The 16,023-nt window shown below is 70.3% G+C and carries 16 protein-coding genes and 1 pseudogene; 8 read left to right on the forward strand and 9 right to left on the reverse strand.

The window, feature by feature from the left end:
- Positions 1-32 precede the first annotated feature (32 nt).
- Positions 33-1,229 carry an MFS transporter gene (locus ABIC28_RS21190; RefSeq protein WP_354580687.1) on the reverse strand — a complete coding sequence of 399 codons (1,197 nt, stop codon included), beginning with the start codon at positions 1,227-1,229 and terminating at the stop codon, positions 33-35.
- 114 nt (positions 1,230-1,343) lie between these two features.
- Here ABIC28_RS21190 and ABIC28_RS21195 point away from each other — a divergent pair, with 114 nt between their 5' ends.
- From ABIC28_RS21195 to ABIC28_RS21205, 3 genes are read left to right on the forward strand one after another with little or no spacing between them, the layout of a single operon-like run.
- Positions 1,344-2,168, forward strand: a complete 825-nt coding sequence (locus ABIC28_RS21195) for an SDR family NAD(P)-dependent oxidoreductase (RefSeq protein ID WP_209927011.1) — start codon at positions 1,344-1,346, stop codon at positions 2,166-2,168.
- Between the two features lie 39 nt (positions 2,169-2,207).
- Entirely contained in the window at positions 2,208-2,741 is a 534-nt protein-coding gene (locus tag ABIC28_RS21200) for a MarR family winged helix-turn-helix transcriptional regulator (protein WP_077042273.1), read from the forward strand.
- A gap of 27 nt (positions 2,742-2,768) precedes the next feature.
- Positions 2,769-3,647 carry a hypothetical protein gene (locus ABIC28_RS21205; protein ID WP_354580690.1) on the forward strand — a complete coding sequence of 293 codons (879 nt, stop codon included), beginning with the start codon at positions 2,769-2,771 and terminating at the stop codon, positions 3,645-3,647.
- Between the two features lie 16 nt (positions 3,648-3,663).
- Here ABIC28_RS21205 and ABIC28_RS21210 read toward each other — a convergent pair whose 3' ends face one another.
- From ABIC28_RS21210 to ABIC28_RS21235, 6 genes are all read right to left on the reverse strand, one after another.
- The gene (locus ABIC28_RS21210; RefSeq protein WP_097213722.1) at positions 3,664-4,440 is read right to left on the reverse strand and encodes an enoyl-CoA hydratase; all 777 of its coding nucleotides are present in this window, start codon (positions 4,438-4,440) and stop codon (positions 3,664-3,666) included.
- Complete coding sequence (gene mmsB, locus ABIC28_RS21215; RefSeq protein WP_097213723.1) at positions 4,437-5,351, reverse strand: 3-hydroxyisobutyrate dehydrogenase; 915 nt, start codon at positions 5,349-5,351, stop codon at positions 4,437-4,439. The genes ABIC28_RS21210 and mmsB overlap by 4 nt, the downstream gene beginning before the upstream one ends.
- Positions 5,348-6,481 carry an enoyl-CoA hydratase/isomerase family protein gene (locus ABIC28_RS21220; protein WP_257017756.1) on the reverse strand — a complete coding sequence of 378 codons (1,134 nt, stop codon included), beginning with the start codon at positions 6,479-6,481 and terminating at the stop codon, positions 5,348-5,350. Before ABIC28_RS21220 ends, mmsB begins: the two co-directional genes overlap by 4 nt.
- Entirely contained in the window at positions 6,478-7,626 is a 1,149-nt protein-coding gene (locus tag ABIC28_RS21225; RefSeq protein ID WP_209927014.1) for an isobutyryl-CoA dehydrogenase, read from the reverse strand. The genes ABIC28_RS21220 and ABIC28_RS21225 overlap by 4 nt, the downstream gene beginning before the upstream one ends.
- 7 nt (positions 7,627-7,633) lie before the next feature.
- Positions 7,634-9,139 carry a CoA-acylating methylmalonate-semialdehyde dehydrogenase gene (locus tag ABIC28_RS21230; RefSeq protein WP_209927015.1) on the reverse strand — a complete coding sequence of 502 codons (1,506 nt, stop codon included), beginning with the start codon at positions 9,137-9,139 and terminating at the stop codon, positions 7,634-7,636.
- 348 nt (positions 9,140-9,487) lie between these two features.
- Positions 9,488-9,652: a hypothetical protein gene (locus ABIC28_RS21235; RefSeq protein WP_245222401.1), complete on the reverse strand. Its 165-nt coding sequence runs from the start codon at positions 9,650-9,652 to the stop codon at positions 9,488-9,490.
- A gap of 34 nt (positions 9,653-9,686) precedes the next feature.
- Between ABIC28_RS21235 and ABIC28_RS21240 the strand changes: the two are divergent.
- From ABIC28_RS21240 to ABIC28_RS21255, 4 genes and pseudogenes are all read left to right on the forward strand, one after another.
- Positions 9,687-9,773 (forward strand): annotated as a pseudogene (locus ABIC28_RS21240) (hypothetical protein); the annotation flags it as partial.
- 121 nt (positions 9,774-9,894) lie between these two features.
- Positions 9,895-11,043 carry a sulfatase-like hydrolase/transferase gene (locus ABIC28_RS21245; RefSeq protein WP_354580695.1) on the forward strand — a complete coding sequence of 383 codons (1,149 nt, stop codon included), beginning with the start codon at positions 9,895-9,897 and terminating at the stop codon, positions 11,041-11,043.
- Positions 10,997-11,119, forward strand: coding sequence for a hypothetical protein (locus ABIC28_RS21250; RefSeq protein WP_280923544.1), 123 nt, complete (start codon positions 10,997-10,999; stop codon positions 11,117-11,119). The genes ABIC28_RS21245 and ABIC28_RS21250 overlap by 47 nt, the downstream gene beginning before the upstream one ends.
- 56 nt (positions 11,120-11,175) lie before the next feature.
- Positions 11,176-11,952 carry an SDR family NAD(P)-dependent oxidoreductase gene (locus tag ABIC28_RS21255; protein ID WP_097213727.1) on the forward strand — a complete coding sequence of 259 codons (777 nt, stop codon included), beginning with the start codon at positions 11,176-11,178 and terminating at the stop codon, positions 11,950-11,952.
- A gap of 7 nt (positions 11,953-11,959) precedes the next feature.
- On the opposite strand, the gene ABIC28_RS21260 is transcribed toward ABIC28_RS21255, so the two are convergent.
- Both ABIC28_RS21260 and ABIC28_RS21265 read right to left on the reverse strand, forming a co-directional pair.
- Positions 11,960-12,721 carry an SWIM zinc finger family protein gene (locus tag ABIC28_RS21260; protein WP_097213728.1) on the reverse strand — a complete coding sequence of 254 codons (762 nt, stop codon included), beginning with the start codon at positions 12,719-12,721 and terminating at the stop codon, positions 11,960-11,962.
- Positions 12,718-15,567 (reverse strand): DEAD/DEAH box helicase, encoded by a 2,850-nt coding sequence (locus tag ABIC28_RS21265; RefSeq protein ID WP_209927016.1) that lies wholly within the window; start codon positions 15,565-15,567, stop codon positions 12,718-12,720. The genes ABIC28_RS21260 and ABIC28_RS21265 overlap by 4 nt, the downstream gene beginning before the upstream one ends.
- 105 nt (positions 15,568-15,672) lie before the next feature.
- Here ABIC28_RS21265 and ABIC28_RS21270 point away from each other — a divergent pair, with 105 nt between their 5' ends.
- Positions 15,673-15,990: a hypothetical protein gene (locus ABIC28_RS21270; protein WP_097213730.1), complete on the forward strand. Its 318-nt coding sequence runs from the start codon at positions 15,673-15,675 to the stop codon at positions 15,988-15,990.
- Positions 15,991-16,023: the final 33 nt, after the last annotated feature.

A 16,023-nucleotide genomic window follows, 5' to 3' on the forward strand; every position in this document is an offset into this window, starting at 1 on the left:
CGATCCGACCAGGGTTCGGCTCAGCGTGATTCTTAGTCCGCCAGGCTCGGGCGTCGCAGCGCCGAGAGCGCGCTGAACCCCGCGGCCAGAAGCGCGAAGGCGACCGAGCAGACCGCGAACGCGGTGCCGCCGAGCGTGGTCAGGCCCAGCGCGGTGGTGCCCGCGCCCGTGCCGATGTAGAGCACCGAGTTGTTCCAGGACACCGCGGGCGCGCGGCGCTCCGCCATCACGGTGGTCAGGTACACCTGTGCGGTGCTGAAGAAGGCGGTGCCCGCGAAGAAGGCGGTCACGAAGCCCGCCAGGCACAGCTGCCAGCTGTCGGCTGTGGTCGCGACGCCGAGGGCCGCCGCGAGGACCAACCCCCAGCCGACGCAGAGCAGCGGCTCCCGCCGCCCGCGCGAGCGCCAGCGATCCACCAGCGGCCCGGCCACGAGCGAGCCGATCAGCGAGCCGAGACCGACGAGGGCGCCGACGAGGCCCAGCACGCCGGTCGCGAATCCGAACTTCGTCGCGAACAGCGCGCCCGCGTAGGCGTAGGTCCCCAGCCGCGCGGCCTGGACGAAGAAGTTGCCCGCCATGATCAACCGGAACACCCCGCCCCGCCACAGCGCGAAGGACGACCGCAGCGCCGCCCACGCGCCCCGGTCGTGGATCCTGATGGCGCGCGCCGATTCCCGCAGCCGCAGCGCGATCAGCGTGCCCGCCACCATCAGGCCGGCCGCGACGGCGGCGAAGGCGAGCCGCCAGCTCGACCCGGCCGCCACGAACGTCGCCAGCGGCACCCCGACGATCTGGCCGCCCGCATACGCCGCGGCGCCGCGCGCGATCGCCCTGCCCCGCTCCAACGGCACCGCGGTCTCCGCCAGGTACGCCCACATCGCGGGCCCGATCAGCGCCCCGCCCACGCCTGCGATCGCCCTGGCCGCGAGCAGCCAGCCGAGATTCGGGGCCAGCGCGCACAGCGTCTCCCCCGTCGCGAACACCCCGAGCCCGGCGAGGATCACCCGCCTGCGCGGCAGGTGCTCGGTGAGCGCCCCGAGCAGCGGGCTGGCGATCGCATACGACACCCCGAACGTGGTGACCACCCATGCGGTCGCGGTGACGGTGGTGCCGAAGTCCGCCGACATGGTCGGCAGCAGTGGGGATGCCAGGAAGAGTTCGGCCCCCATCAGGAAGAACACCATGTGGATCAGCAGGTGCTGGCGCCAGGGTGTGTGCGGCTGCGTCAAGACTCTCTCCTTCGCCGCCGACGCTACCGCGACGGGTCGGCCGCCCCCGCGGTCGACTCCCGCTGACAGGGAAGCGGTGGTGCCCGGCCGCACCCGGGCTCCTACGGTGCGGTCATGACTGCATTCGACTTGCGGGACCTGGCGGGCACCACCGCGGTCGTCACGGGGGCGGCCTCCGGCATCGGCGCGGCGATCGCCCGCCGGGCCGCCGGGCTCGGGATGCGCGTGGCACTGGCCGACTTCGACGGCGCCCGGCTCGACGAGGTCGCGCGCGAGATCGCCGCTGCCGGAGGCGAGGCACTCGCCGTGCGCTGCGACGTGACCGCCCCCGATGACCTCGAACGCCTGGCCGCGACGACCGTCGACCGGTTCGGATCGGTGCGCCTGCTGGTCAACAACGCGGGCATCGACAGCACCGGACGACTGTGGGAGCTCGACCCTGAGCGATTCGACCGCGTCCTCGGCGTCAACGTCACCGGCGTCTTCCACGGAATCCGCGCCTTCGTCCCGCGGATGCTCGCGGCGGGCGGGCCCGCACACATCGTCAACACCGCCTCGATCGGGGCCGTCACCACCGTCCCCACCCAGGCCGCCTACTGCGCCAGCAAGCACGCGACCCTGGCCATGACGGAGTGCCTGGCAATCGAACTCGCCGCCGAGCGGGCGCCGATCACGGTCGCGGCGCTCCTGCCCGGCCCGGTACACACCGCGATCTACGAGTCCGCCGGGTCGGACGGTTCGGCCGGCGCAGCCACCCGGGACCGGATGGAGTCCTTCCTCCGCGAGAACGGGGTGACCCCAGAGCAGGCCGCGGACACGATGTTCGAGGGACTGGCCGCGGGACGGTTCTGGATCTACACCCATCCCGAACGCGCCGACGACCTGTTGCGGTTGCGGGCCGACCGCCTGACTGGCCACCTGGCGCCGACGGCGCCATGAGATACCTGCAGGTGGCGGTCGGCATGGGATGATGGCGGAATGCCGCCTTCGTCACCTTTGCCACTCGATCCGATCGAGGAGGCCCACCGCCAATGGGAGGAGCACGGCTGGGGCGATGTCGCGGACGGGATGGCCGCGGTCACCTCGCTGATGCGCGCGCAGCAGATCATGATGGCCCGGGTCGAAGAGGTGCTCAAGCCGACCGGACTCACCTTCTCGCGGTACGAACTGCTGACGCTGCTCACCTTCACCCGGACCGGCGCCCTGCCGATGGCGAAGGCCAGCGCCCGCCTCCAGGTGCACCCGACCAGCGTCACCAACGCCGTCGATCGGCTCGAATCCGCGAAACTCGTTCGCAGAGTTCCGCATCCGAGCGACCGTCGCGCTACTCTGATCGAAATCACCCAGGCCGGCCGCGATTTGGCTCTCACGGCCACCGAACAGCTCAACACCCAGGTCTTCGCTCAACCCGGATTGTCCGCCGATAAGCTCGACACCCTCGTGCGGATTCTCGCGGAGCTCCGCCGTAGCGCGGGCGACTTCGACACCGGGGACGCACCCACCAAGTGGTGAGCTGATCAGCGAGCAAGGAGTGCGACGTTGGTGCTGGTTCTTGGCGTGTCGGCGGGCGCTAGTGGAGCGCGCGCGGTGCTGGCGCTCTCGGATCGACCGCATCACGAACCGGTGGCGCGCTGCGACGTTCGGCGGCGCCCCGGCACGACCATCGGTGAGCCGGTCATCTCCGCGATCCGCACCCTGCGCGCCACCGCCGTAGAGCAGGCCGCGTTCATCGGTGCGACCGCGGTGACCCTGCGCACCGGCATCGACCCCGACGTGGTGGAGAGCGCCACCGCCGCGACCACCCGGCAGCACGTGCGGGTGGTTCCCGAAACCTCCGCCCAGTTGCGGTATCTCAGGTTCACGGGCCGGCTGCCGCGCCGCGGCTCGGTCCTGCTCTACGACGTGGGGAGCTCGGGACTGGCCGCCTGCGTGGCGGACACGGTGTCCGGTGAGGTGCTGGCCTCGCGCCGCAGCGCGGTGGTCGGCGGGGACCAGTTCGACCGGCTGGTGCAGGAGCACCTGGCGGGCCGCGGGATCCGGCTCGAGCAGGCGGCGTGCCGCGATCTCAAGGAGCAGCTCGGGTTCGAGCGGATCGTCACGGCCAAGGATCCCGAGACCGGCGCCTGCCAGGTCCTGACGAACAACGATCTGGCGGGACTGGCCGCGGACGCCGTCGCCCACTCGAGCACGGTGCTGCGCAGCATGATCCGTGAATCGGGCACCACCCCGTTGTCGATCGTGCTGCTCGGGGGCGGCGCACACACCCCGTCCCTTGGCCCACGCCTGGAGGCCCTGATGCGGATCCCGGTGGTCATGCCGCCGGAACCGGCCTCGGTGGCGGGGCGAGGAGCGGTGCTCCTCGCCGCCGCCACCGGCATGCCGTCCTCACGCCGAGGTCCGGCGCTCAGCGGCTGGTGAAGCCCGGCTTCACCGGCTAGCTGTTGGTGAACTTCGGCGCCCGCTTGTCCACGAAAGCCGCCATGCCTTCCTTCTGGTCCGCGGTCGCGAACGTCGAGTGGAACACCCTGCGCTCGAAGCGGACCCCTTCGGCGAGGGTGGACTCGAAGGACCGGTTCACGCTCTCCTTGGCCATCATCGCGATGGGCAGCGACATCTCGGCGATCGTCGTCGCCGTCGCCATGGCCTCGGTCAGCAGGTCAGCCGCGGGCACGATCCGCGAGACCAGGCCCGCGCGCTCGGCCTCCTCCGCGTCCATGTTGCGTCCGGTCAGGCACAGGTCCATCGCCTTCGCCTTGCCGACGGCGCGGGTCAACCGTTGCGAGCCACCAATTCCCGGGATCACCCCGAGCTTGATCTCCGGCTGGCCGAACTTGGCGTTGTCCGCGGCGAGGATGATGTCGCAGAGCATGGCCAGCTCGCAGCCGCCGCCAAGCGCATAGCCTGCGACCGCGGCGATGGTGGGCTTGCGGGCCGAGGCGAGGCGATCCCACGCCGCGAACCAGTCGTCGAGGTACATGTCCATGTACGACTTCGGCGCCATCTCCTTGATGTCGGCGCCCGCGGCGAAGGCCCGCTCGGACCCGGTGATGAGGATCGCGCCGATCTCCGGATCGCGCTCGAGGTCGACGACCGCGGCCACGACCTCGCCCATCAGCTGGGCGTTGAGCGCATTGAGCGCCTTCGGCCGGTTCAGCGTGATGACGCCGACCCTGCCCTTGCGCTCGAGCAGGATGGTCTCGAAGTCACTCACGCGTTCTCCTCGTTCGCACGTCGGCGGATGTCGTTGACGATGGCGGAGAAGTCCAGCGTGCCGCCGGTCTCCTCGTGGAACCGCGAGTAGATCTCCGCGGCCCGAAGGCCGAGCTCGCCGGGAACGCCGTTGCCGCGCAGGGCGTTCGCGGCAAGGCCGAGGTCCTTGTCCATCAGGGCGGCCGCGAAACCGGGCTGGTAATCGTTGTTCGCCGGGCTGGTCGGCACCGGGCCCGGCACCGGGCAGTAGCTGGTCAGGGCCCAGCACTGACCCGAGGCGTTGGACGCCACGTCGAACAGTGCCTGGTTGCTCAGGCCCAGCTTCTCGCCGAGCACGAACGCCTCGCTGATCGCGATCATGGACACGCCGAGGATCATGTTGTTGCAGATCTTCGCGGCCTGGCCGACCCCGGATGCGCCGCAGTGCACGACCTTGGCGCCCATCACCTCGAGCAGCGGCCGCGCCGACTCGAAGTCCGCCTCGTCCGCGCCGACCATGAAGGCCAGGGTTCCCGCGGTCGCGCCCGCCACACCACCGGAGACCGGGGCGTCCATGCCGCGGTGCCCGGCCTTGACCGCGAGGTCGTGTGCCTGGCGGGCGTCCGCGACGTCGATGGTCGAGCAGTCGATGAACAGCGTGCCGGGGGCCGCGGCTTCGAGCAGTCCGCCCTCGTACAGCCCGAGCACGTGCTTGCCGCTGGGCAGCATGGTGATCACGATGTCCGACCCGGTGGCGGCGTCGGCGGCCGAGGCGACGACCGTGATGCCGTCGCGGGTGGCCTGTTCCAGTGCCGCGGGCACCAGGTCGAAGCCGTTGACCTGGTATCCGGCCTTGGCCAGGTTCGCGGCCATCGGGCCGCCCATGTGACCGAGACCGATGAAGCCGATCCGGAGATTGCCTGCGGCGCTCATGACTTTCCTTCCCCAACGCTGCTGAGTTCCTGGGTGTTGCCGAGAGTGATGGAGCTGTGGGTGTTTCCGCCGGGGACGAGGCCGAGCTCGAACGCCCCCAGATCCGCGAAGAAGCGATCCACCTGCTCGTCCGTGACCTCCTCCAGAGTGGCGGGCGACCAGGCGGGATTGCGGTCCTTCTCCACCACCTGCGCGCGGATGCCCTCGACGAGGTCGTGGGAATCCAGGCAGGCCGAGGACACCCGGTACTCCTGGTTCAGCACCTCCTCGAGGCTGCCGAGGTCGCGGGAGCGGCGCAGCGAGCGCAGCGTCACCTTCGCCGCGGTCGGCGACTTGGCGAGGACCTGCTCGGCGGCGTCCGCGGCCGTCGGTATCCCGCTGTCCCGCAACCGCGAGACGATCTCCTCGACGGTGTCCGCCGAGTAGGCGTCGCCGATCCACCCCTTCTGCGCCAGCAGCGCGGATTCGGGTGCGGGCTCGGTGAACTCCTCGAGCGCGCGCTCGAGGGGTCCGGCAGCGAGCGCAGCCAGGAAGGCGGGCACGCGGCCGGACGGGATGAAGTGGTCGGCCAGCCCGCAGGCGATGGCATCGCCCGCGGTCAGCCGTGCGGTGGTCAGCGCGATATGGGTACCGAGCTCACCAGGGGCGCGCGAGAGCAGGTAGGTGCCGCCGACGTCGAGCACGAATCCGATTCCGGCCTCGGGCATCCCGATCATCGAGCGCTCGGTGACGATCCGGACGCTGCCGTGCGCAGACACCCCGACGCCGCCGCCCATCACGATGCCGTCCATGATCGCGACGTACGGCTTGGGGTAGCCCGCGATCGCGGCGTTGAGCACGTACTCGTCGCGCCAGAACTCGCGCGAGCCGTCGCCGCCGTCCTGGGCGTCGTGGTAGATCGAGACGATGTCGCCGCCCGCGCAGAGCCCGCGCTCCCCCGCACCGGTGAGCACCACCGCGCGCACCTCGTCGTCGGTGGCCCAATCCTCCAGCGCCGCCGCGAGCTGGTGCACCATCGAGTGGTTGAGAGCGTTGATCGCCTTGGGCCGGTTCAGGGTGAGCAGGCCGAGGCCGTCGCGCTTGTCGACGATCACCTCCGCCTCGGTCACCTCCGCCGCGCCCGCGCTCACGCCGCCCCCGCCGTTCCGACGACAGCGCGGGCGATGACCACCCGCATGATCTCGTTGGCGCCCTCGAGGATCTGGTGGACCCGCAGATCACGCACGATCTTCTCCAATCCGTACTCGGACAGGTAGCCGTACCCGCCGTGCATCTGTAGTGCCTTGTTGGCTACGTCGAATCCGGTGTCGGTGGCGAATCGCTTTGCCATCGCGCAGAGTTCGACCTTGTCGTTCGCGTCCTCGTCGAGCGCGGCCGCGGCCCGCCACAGCAGGGTGCGAGCGGCCTCGAGTTCGGTGCGCATGTCCGCGAGCTGGAACTGCAGCGCCTGCGAGTCGAGCAGCGGCGAGCCGAACGCCTTGCGCTCGGCCAGGTGGTTGACCGCCTTCTGCAGCGCGGCCTGGGCGCCGCCGACCGAGCACGCCGCGATGTTCAGCCTGCCGCCGTTGAGTCCGGACATCGCGATGCGGAAGCCGTCGCCCTCCTGACCGAGCAGGTTGGCGGCGGGCACCCGCACCTCGTCGAGGATCACCTGACGGGTCGGCTGCGCGTTCCAGCCCATCTTCTTCTCGTTGGCTCCGAAGGACAGGCCCTCGGCGCCCTTCGGGACGATGAACGCCGAGATGCCCTTGGCGCCCGCGGATCCGGTCCTGGCCATCACCACGTACACGTCGGAGGTGCCCGCGCCGGAGATGAACTGCTTGACCCCGGTGAGCAGGTAGTCGTCGCCGTCCCGCACGGCCTTGGTGCTCAGGGCCGCTGCGTCGGAGCCGGCACCCGGCTCGGTCAGGCAGTAGCTGCCGAGGTGCTCCATCGAGGCCAGTGCAGGCACCCACTGGTGCCGCTGCTCGTCGGTCCCGAAGGAGTCGATCATCCAGGTGACCATGTTGTGGATGGACACATAGGCGGCGATGGACGGGCAGCCTTTGGCGAGCTGCTCGAAGATCCGGACGGCGTCGAGCCGGGTGAGCCCCGACCCGCCGACGTCCTCGCTGATGTAGATCCCGCCCATGCCGAGCGAGCCGGCCTTGCGCAGCACGTCCACTGGGAAGTGCTTGGTCTGATCCCACTCGATCGCGTTGGGGGCCAAGTACTCCGAGGCGAAGTCCCGAGCGGTGTCGCTGATCGCCCGCTCGTCATCGGTCAGGGTGAACATGGTGTTCCTAATCCATCGTCGGGATGACGAAGTGGTTGGTCGCGTGCTCCTTGGTTCCCGAAGGCCACCGCTGCGTGACCGTCTTGGTCTTGGTGTAGAAGCGGAAGGAGTCCGGGCCGTGCTGGTTGAGGTCGCCGAAGCCGGACCGCTTCCAGCCGCCGAAGGTGTGGTACGCGATCGGCACGGGGATCGGGACGTTGACGCCGACCATGCCGACGTTGACGCGAGCGGTGAAGTCACGCGCGGTATCGCCGTCACGGGTGAAGATGGAGACACCGTTGCCGTACTCGTGCTCGGTGGGCAGGCGCAGAGCCTCCTCGTAATCGGCTGCGCGAACCACCTGGAGGACGGGTCCGAAGATCTCTTCCTTGTAGATTCGCATGTCCGCGGTGACATTGTCGAAGAGAGTGGCGCCTGCGAAGAATCCGCCCTCGTGGCCCTCGAGGGTGAAGCCGCGGCCGTCGACGACCGGCGTTGCGCCCTCGTCGATGCCGATCTGCACGTAGTTGTTGACGCGGTCGAGGGCGTCCTTGCTGACGAGGGGACCGAAGTCGGCGGATTCGTCGTCGCTGCGGCCGATCTTCAGCTTGGCGACGCGCTCCTTCAGCTTCGCGACGAGCGCGTCTGCCGTCTCCTCGCCGACGGGAACGGCGACCGAGATGGCCATGCAACGCTCGCCCGCGGAGCCGTAGCCGGCACCGATCAGGGCGTCGGCGACCTCGTCGAGGTCGGCGTCGGGCATCACGATGGCGTGGTTCTTGGCCCCGCCGAAGCACTGCGCGCGCTTGCCGTTGGCGGCCGCGGTCTCGTAGATGTACTGCGCGATCGGGGTCGAGCCGACGAAGCCGACCGCCTTGACCCGGTCGTCGGTGAGCAGCACGTCGACGACCTCCTTGTCGCCGTTGACCACGTTGAACACGCCTGCGGGCAGGCCTGCCTCGACGAACAGCTCGGCGATGCGCAGCGGCACCGAGGGGTCGCGCTCGGAGGGCTTGAGGATGAACGCGTTGCCCGCGGCAAGCGCCGGTCCCGCCTTCCACAGCGGGATCATCGCCGGGAAGTTGAACGGGGTGATGCCTGCGACGACGCCGAGCGGCTGCCGCATCGAGTACACGTCGATGCCGGTGCCCGCGGACTCGGTGTACTCACCCTTGAGCAAGTGCGGCGCGCCGAGCGAGAACTCGATGACCTCGAGGCCGCGCTGGATGTCGCCCTTGGCGTCGGGAATGGTCTTGCCGTGCTCCGAGGACAGCAGTCGCGCGAGCGAGTCCATCTCCAGCTGCACGAGCTGGAGGAACTTCATCAGGACGCGGGCACGCTTCTGCGGGTTGAAGGCGGCCCACTCACGCTGAGCGTCAACCGCATTGGCGATGATCGCCTCGGTCTCGGCCTTGTCGGCGAGCGGCACGCGCGACTGCACCTCGCCGGTGTTGGGGTCGTAGACGTCGCCGAACTTGTCGGAGGTGCCGGGGACGCGCTTGCCACCGACGAAGTGGGTGAGTTCCTGAACCATTTTCTTGGACCTGTTCTCGCTAGGGCGAATGCCCGCGCCGACCCCATGGCAACCCACGGGCGCGGTGCGGAGTTCCGGATATGTTGCCATCCTATAGTTGGATGTCCATGTATGTCTAGAGGTGGCGCCGACCAGGCGAGAATCCCGGTCCCGTCGAACAAGATCATCCGAAACCGGGGGTGCGAACACCGCCGACGGAGAACAATCACGGTCACAAGGTGCCGGCCGGACCGCCACCGGGCGCGCGCGAACGGGCATGAAACCTGTCAGCTGCACTCTCTCGTCTCAGGATGGAGATCGCCCGATGGAGCCCCAGACCGAATCGACCCGGCGCGCGAACGAATCACCTCAGTGCTCGGACGGGTCCGCCGGATTCTCCACGGCGACGACCCGCCGCACCTTCCTCGGCGCCGCGGGCGCCCTTGTCGCGGCGGGCGTAGCCGGGATCGGCTCGACCGGTCCGAGGGCGAGCGCGGCCCAAGGGTCCGGCGTACCCGTCCATCGCCCCAACATCGTCGTGATCATCACCGATCAGGAACGGCACCCGATGCACTGGCCCGCCGGGTGGGCGGACGTGAACCTGCCCAACCGCAAGCGCCTCGCGGACCACGGGCTCTCCTTCACCCGGTCCTTCTGCAACACCGCGATGTGCTCCCCCAGTCGCAGCACGTTCTTCACCGGCCTCTACCCGGGCCCAGCACGGTGTCACCGCGACCCTGACCGAGGGCGGGACGGTCTCGCCCAACGAACCTCAGTTGCAGGTCGGCGAGCAGAACATGGCCCGGGTGCTGGAGTCGGCCGGCTACACCGTCCACTACCGCGGCAAGTGGCACATGAGCAAGGGCGCCGCGGGCGGCGACCCGAGCAGCGCCGACATCGCGGCCTACGGGTTCCAGGGCTGGGTCCCGCCCGAGGGCGGGCAGGACACCAACCCGGATCACTTCGGCGGCGGCTGCGCCGACATCGACCAACGCATCGCGAACGAGGCGGTCGAGTTCATCGGCGGCCAGGGCGCCGACGGGGACGGGCCGTTCGCGCTGATCGTCTCGTTCATCAACCCGCACGACGTCCTCGCCTACCCGCAGACGTGGGACGCGCTGAACGGCACCTGCAACAACTACGGGACCGAGGCGACGCAGGCGTTCAACCAGGGCATCACGCTGCCGCCCAGCGTCGACGAGATGCTCGCCCGGGGTCACAAGCCGACCGCCCAGATCCAGTCGCAACTGCTGCTCGCGGCCGGGCTCGGTCCGCTGATCGGCCCCCAGGCGGCACAGAACTACGTGAACTTCTACGCCTACATGCACAAGGTGGTCGACGACCACATCGGCGCCGTCCTCGACGCGCTCGAGGCCGAGCCGGGGCTGATCGACCGGACCGTGATCGTCCGGATGTCCGACCACGGCGAGATGGGGCTCTCGCACGGGGGCCTGCGCCAGAAGATCTTCAACGCGTACGAGGAGACGCTCCGGGTGCCCCTCGTCATCAGCAACCCGGTGATGTTCCCGAGGCCCGTGCAGACCGACGCCATGGCATCGCTCATCGACGTGGTGCCCACCCTGGCCACCCTCGCGGGCGCGGACCCGGCCCCGTGGCGGTTCCTCGGCACCGATCTGATGCCGGTGGTCGCGGACGCCGCCGCGCACCCGGACAACCCCACCGCGGCGGTGCAGGACAGCATCCTGTTCACCTACGACGACCAGAACTGCGCGACCCCCGACGGCCAGTTCATCGTCACCCAGCCCAACCACATCCGCTGTGTCAGGGACACGATGGAAGTACTCCGCGTACTTCGACCCCGCGGGCGTCGCCTCGCCGCAGTACGAGCTGTACGGCCTGGTCGAGGACCCCCTCGAGATGCACAACCGCGCCAACCCGCTCAACGTCGGCTACTACGCCCCTGAGCAGGCCGCTGCCATGCACACCGAGCTGTTCGCCGCGATGGCGCGGACGGGCACCACCCCGGCCCGCGGCCTGTAGCCGCTGAGCGGGACGAGGGGGTTGTGGGCGCCCCCGGGCGGGTCGACGCTGGGTACATGTCTGAAGCCACCAACACCCCCGCGACCCTTACGACCGCCGTCATCGTGACCGGCGGCGCATCGGGCATCGGCCTCGCGTCCGCCCGCTCCCTCGCCGAGGCCGGCCGTCCGGTCGCCCTCTGGGACCTCAACGAGGCGAAGGCCAAGTCAGAGGCCGAGGCCATCGCCGCCGAGTTCGGCGTCGATGCGATCGGTGTCGCGGTCGACCTGAGCAACCCCGACCTGTATGCCGACGCGCTGGCCACCACCCGCGCCGCGCTGCCGAACATCGGCGGACTGGTGCACGCCGCGGGCGTCGTCGACACCGGTTCGCTCGAGGGCGTCACCGTGGACGTGTGGGACCTCGGCATCAACACCCACCTGCGTCCGCTGGTGCTGCTGACGAAGGAACTGCTGCCGGACTTCAAGGCGAACCCGGGCTCGGCAATCGTCGGCATCGCCTCGATCAACGCGCACCTCGGCAACGCCATCAACCCGGTGTACAGCGCTGCCAAGGGCGGCATGCTCGCGGTCGTCCGCTCGCTCGCCGATCGGCTCGGGCCCGACGGCATCCGCATCAACTGCGTCTCCCCCGGACAGATCCTCACCCCGATGCTTCAGCCGACCGTCGACATGCTGCCGGAGGGCACGTTCGAGCGCCGCATCCTGATGGGCCGCCTCGGCCGCCCGGAAGAGGTCGGCCGAGTGGTCCGCTTCATGCTGTCCGACGAGGCCAGCTACATCACGGCCAGCGAGCTGGTCGTCGACGGCGGAAACATCTCCTCGCAGCGGTAGTCGGGCGTCACTGCCCGCCCAGGATCCGGTAGGTGGCCGTCAGCTCGCGCAGCGCGTCGGCCACCACCGGCTCCTCCACCCCGCCCGCCCGCAGCGCCTTGCGCAGCGGCTCCGGGGTGAGATCGTCCGGCGCGGGCCGGAATTCCAACCGCGGCAGCGGCGGCAGCTCGATCCGGTCCCCGAAGTAGTCGTCGAGATCGGGCGCGGATTCGGCGTCCGCCCCGTCCGAGTCGAACGAGCGGATCAGGGTGTCGAGGTCGAGCCCGCGGAGGGTGAGGATGACCAGCGGCTCGGTGTCGAGGCGCTGCGCGGTGAGGTAGACGATGGCCGCCGCATGCTTGCACGGCCAGCCCTGGTCCGGGCAGGTGCAGCCGAAGTCCAGGTCGCCGGACTCGGTGGGCAGCAACAGCTCCCCGAGCTCGATCGGCACCGTCCCCGCGGCGAGGGTGGCGAGCATGCCCGGCGTCGAGCGCACCCGGTCGATCAGCACGTCGACGGTGTCGGGATCCAGCGGGCGGAGGGTGAACGTCGCGGTGAACGGGTCGATCTGACTGCCCTGGACCTCACCGACCACCGCTCCAGGCGCGATCCGATAGCTGATCACCTGTCCCGCGCGGGCGGAGCCGCGCCCACGTGCGATCCGGCCGGAGTCGGCGATCTTCTCCATCGAGGACACCAGCGCGCGGCCCCACCAGGACTGCGCAAAGGGGCCGCCGCGCGCCGCGCGCTGGGTGCCGAACTGGCTGAAATCGGTTCGCCGCCGGTTCATTCGCCCACCGCCTCCTCGCCGAGCATCATCAGTTCGCGGAGCTCATCGGTGGACATCTCGGTGATCCAGTTCTCGCCGGTGCCGACGGCGAGGTCCGCCAGTTCCGACTTGCTCGCCAGCATCGCGTCGATCCGCTCCTCGAGGGTGCCGACGCACACCAGCTTGCGGACCTGCACGTGGCGACGCTGACCGATACGGAAGGCCCGGTCGGTGGCCTGGTTCTCGACCGCGGGGTTCCACCAGCGGTCCAGGTGCACAACGTGATTGGCCGCAGTGAGGTTGAGTCCCGTACCGCCGGCCTTGAGCGAGAGCAGCATTATGGGCGCGGCGTCGCCGCCCTGGAATCCCTCCACCATCGCGTCACGCTTGGCCCGCGACACCCCGCCGTGCAGGAAAGGCACCTCGGCGCCGAACCGCTCCGCCAGGTACGGGGCCACGAGCGAGCCGAACTCGCGGAACTGGGTGAACAGCAGCGCGCGCTCGCCGTCGGCGAGCACCGACTCCAGGATGTCCTCGACGAGGCCGAGCTTGCCGGACCGGTGGCTGCCGCGACGCAACATCGGCGAGCCGTCGCCGAGGAAGTGCGCCGGGTGATTGCACACCTGCTTGAGCCGGGTCAGCGCCGCGAGCACCGCGCCCTTGCGGGCCGCGCCCTCGGTGTCCCTGATCCGCTCCATCATGTCGTCGAGCACGGCCCGATAGAGGGAGGCCTGCTCGGCGGTGAGGTTCGCGCGCACGGTCATCTCGAACTTCTCCGGCAGATCGGAGATCACCTCGGGGTCGGTCTTGACCCGGCGCAGCACGAACGGCGAGGTCACGGTCCGCAGCCGCGCCAACGCGCCCTCGTCGTGCTCGCGTTCGATGGGCACGGCGAACCGGGCCCGGAACTGCTGGGCGCTGCCGAGCATCCTCGGGTTCACGAAGTCCAGGATCGAGCGCAGCTCGTCGAGCCGGTTCTCGACCGGGGTGCCGGTCAGCGCGAGCCGGTGCGCCGCCGGGATCGCCCGCGCCGCCCGCGCCTGGGCCGTGCCCGAGTTCTTGACGTGCTGGGCCTCGTCGAGCACCATCCGGCGCCAGCTCTGCTCGCCGAGAGCGGCCGTGTCCCTTGCCAGCAGCGCGTACGTGGTGATCACCAGGTCGTGTTCGGCCACCACCGCGGTCAGCTGCTCGCCGCGCAGACGGTCGGTGCCGTGGTGCACGAGCACCCGCAGCCCCGGCGTGAACCGGGCGGCCTCGCGCTGCCAGTTCCCGACCACGGACATCGGGCAGACCAGCAGGGTCGGCCCCGGGCGCTGCGCCCCGTCGGCCCGTTCGTGGGCGAGCAGCGCGAGCAGTTGTACCGTCTTGCCCAGGCCCATGTCGTCGGCGAGCACCGCGCCGAGCCCGAGGTCGCTCATGAACACCAGCCAGTCCAGCCCGCGCCGCTGATAGGGCCGCAGCCGCGCCTCGAGCCCGGGCGGCTGCGGCACACTGGTCGGCCGCGCTCCCGAATCGAGCAGTCCCGCAACCCAACCGGTGGCCGTGATCTCCTCCACCGGAACCGGCGGCGATTCCGGCGCAGTGAGCTGCCCCAGGAGGTCGGCGAGGGTGCGCCCGCCGTCGCCTGACTGCCGGATGACGTACTTGGCGGCCCGCGCGAGAACGGTCTTGTCGGCCTGCACCCACTGTCCCCGCAGCCGGACCAGGTCGGTCTTGGCCCGGGTCAGCTGCGCCATCTCCGCGGGCGTGAGCACCATGTCGCCGAGCGCGAGCTCCCAGTTGTAGGCGACGAGCTGGTTCATCCCGACCGCGCTGTCCTCGCTGTCGGCCGCCACCGGCGGGCTGGTCACCCGCAGCCGCAGCGACGGGGCCACCACGCTCCACGCGCGCGGCAGCATCAACGTGACGCCCGCGTCGGCGAGCACCTGGGCGCCGTGCGCGACCAGGTCGGTCACCACCTCCAGCGGCAGCAGCAGGTCGAGGCTGTCCGGGTCCGACGGCACCGCGCGCAGCATCGGGTAGGCGGCCATCGCCTCGGCGAGCTTGCGCACCCCGACCGTCAGTGCCTTGGGGTCGCCCAGGTGCACCGGCACCGGGCTGGGCGCCTCGCCCTCGGGCCGTAGGCAGACCTGCAGCCGCCAGAGCACCAAGGCACCGTCCTCGAGAGCGGGCTCGTCGTCGTCCTCCGGTTCGAGCAGCCGCAGGACCAGGTCCGGCTCCTCCACGGTGAGGCTCTGCCGCCACTGCTGCAGATCGGTGGCGATCCGCTGGGTGCCCTCGGCGAACGGGGTGCCCGCGGCCAGCGCCGCGAGCAACGGGTGCTCGCCGCCGTCGCGGTCGCGGAGCAGCTCGCGCACGATCGGGTCGGTGATCTCGAAGACGAGATCCTCCAGCACCTTTCGCGCGCCACCCGATCCGCGGAGCACGGCGGGCGTCGCCGCCGCCAATTCCGAGATCCAGGCCCGCTGCCGATCGCCGCCGACGAGCCGCCACCGGGCCCACCACTGGCCGTCCGCGCGTTCGAGCTCGGGCACGACCCGGCCCGCCCGAACCCAGCTCCGCACTCCCCTGGCGACGTGCGCGAGGAAGCGGAGGTCGCCGGGCAGACCCGGAGTCGGGCCGGTGGGGAGGTCGAGCAGCAGCGCGGCGGCCGCGGGCGGCGCCAGCGCGAGGGCGGGTACCGTCACCTCACCGAGCGTGCCGTCGCCGTTGGGCAGCGACACCGTGACCCGGTGCCGGAACTTGCGGTCCATGGCCCGCCGCAACGAGGCGGGCAGGTGCTCGATCTCGTCGTCGACCGGCTCGGGAGCACCGCCGTCGCGCCACAGCATCAGCCCCGATCCCGGGGACCACACCGCGTGCACCATCAGCCCATCCAATCAGGCGGCCACGACAAACCGCGACGACGCTGGATTAATCCGTCTGACCAGCGGGATAATGGGCCATTGGGCGAATCGCGTCGGGAGCGACAGATGACCATCCTGGTTCAGGTGCTCGAGCAGGGCTACTCGCACAGCACGCCGTGGCAGCAGCGCAGATACCAGTTCGTCGACGCCGCACACATCGTCGGCCTTCGGCTGGACGGGCAGTCCGGGGTGTGGCTGGACATGACCCGGCCGGGCGAGTCGCACCAGCTGGCGCTGACGCCCTCGCCCGACCTCTCGGTCTACTTCCTGATGCGGGTCTTCGACGACCTCGCGAACTGTGAGCGCCAGGGCGGCTCCTGGTTGATCGGCCACGACGGCAGCAACCTCGAGTCGATCACCGCCACCCGCTTCCCGATGCCATGAGTGGCCGGTACCAGAACGTCCGGTTTCCCCCTA

The organism is Rhodococcus sp. PvR044 (genome assembly GCF_040548995.1).
GTDB lineage: Bacteria > Actinomycetota > Actinomycetes > Mycobacteriales > Mycobacteriaceae > Rhodococcus_G > Rhodococcus_G oryzae.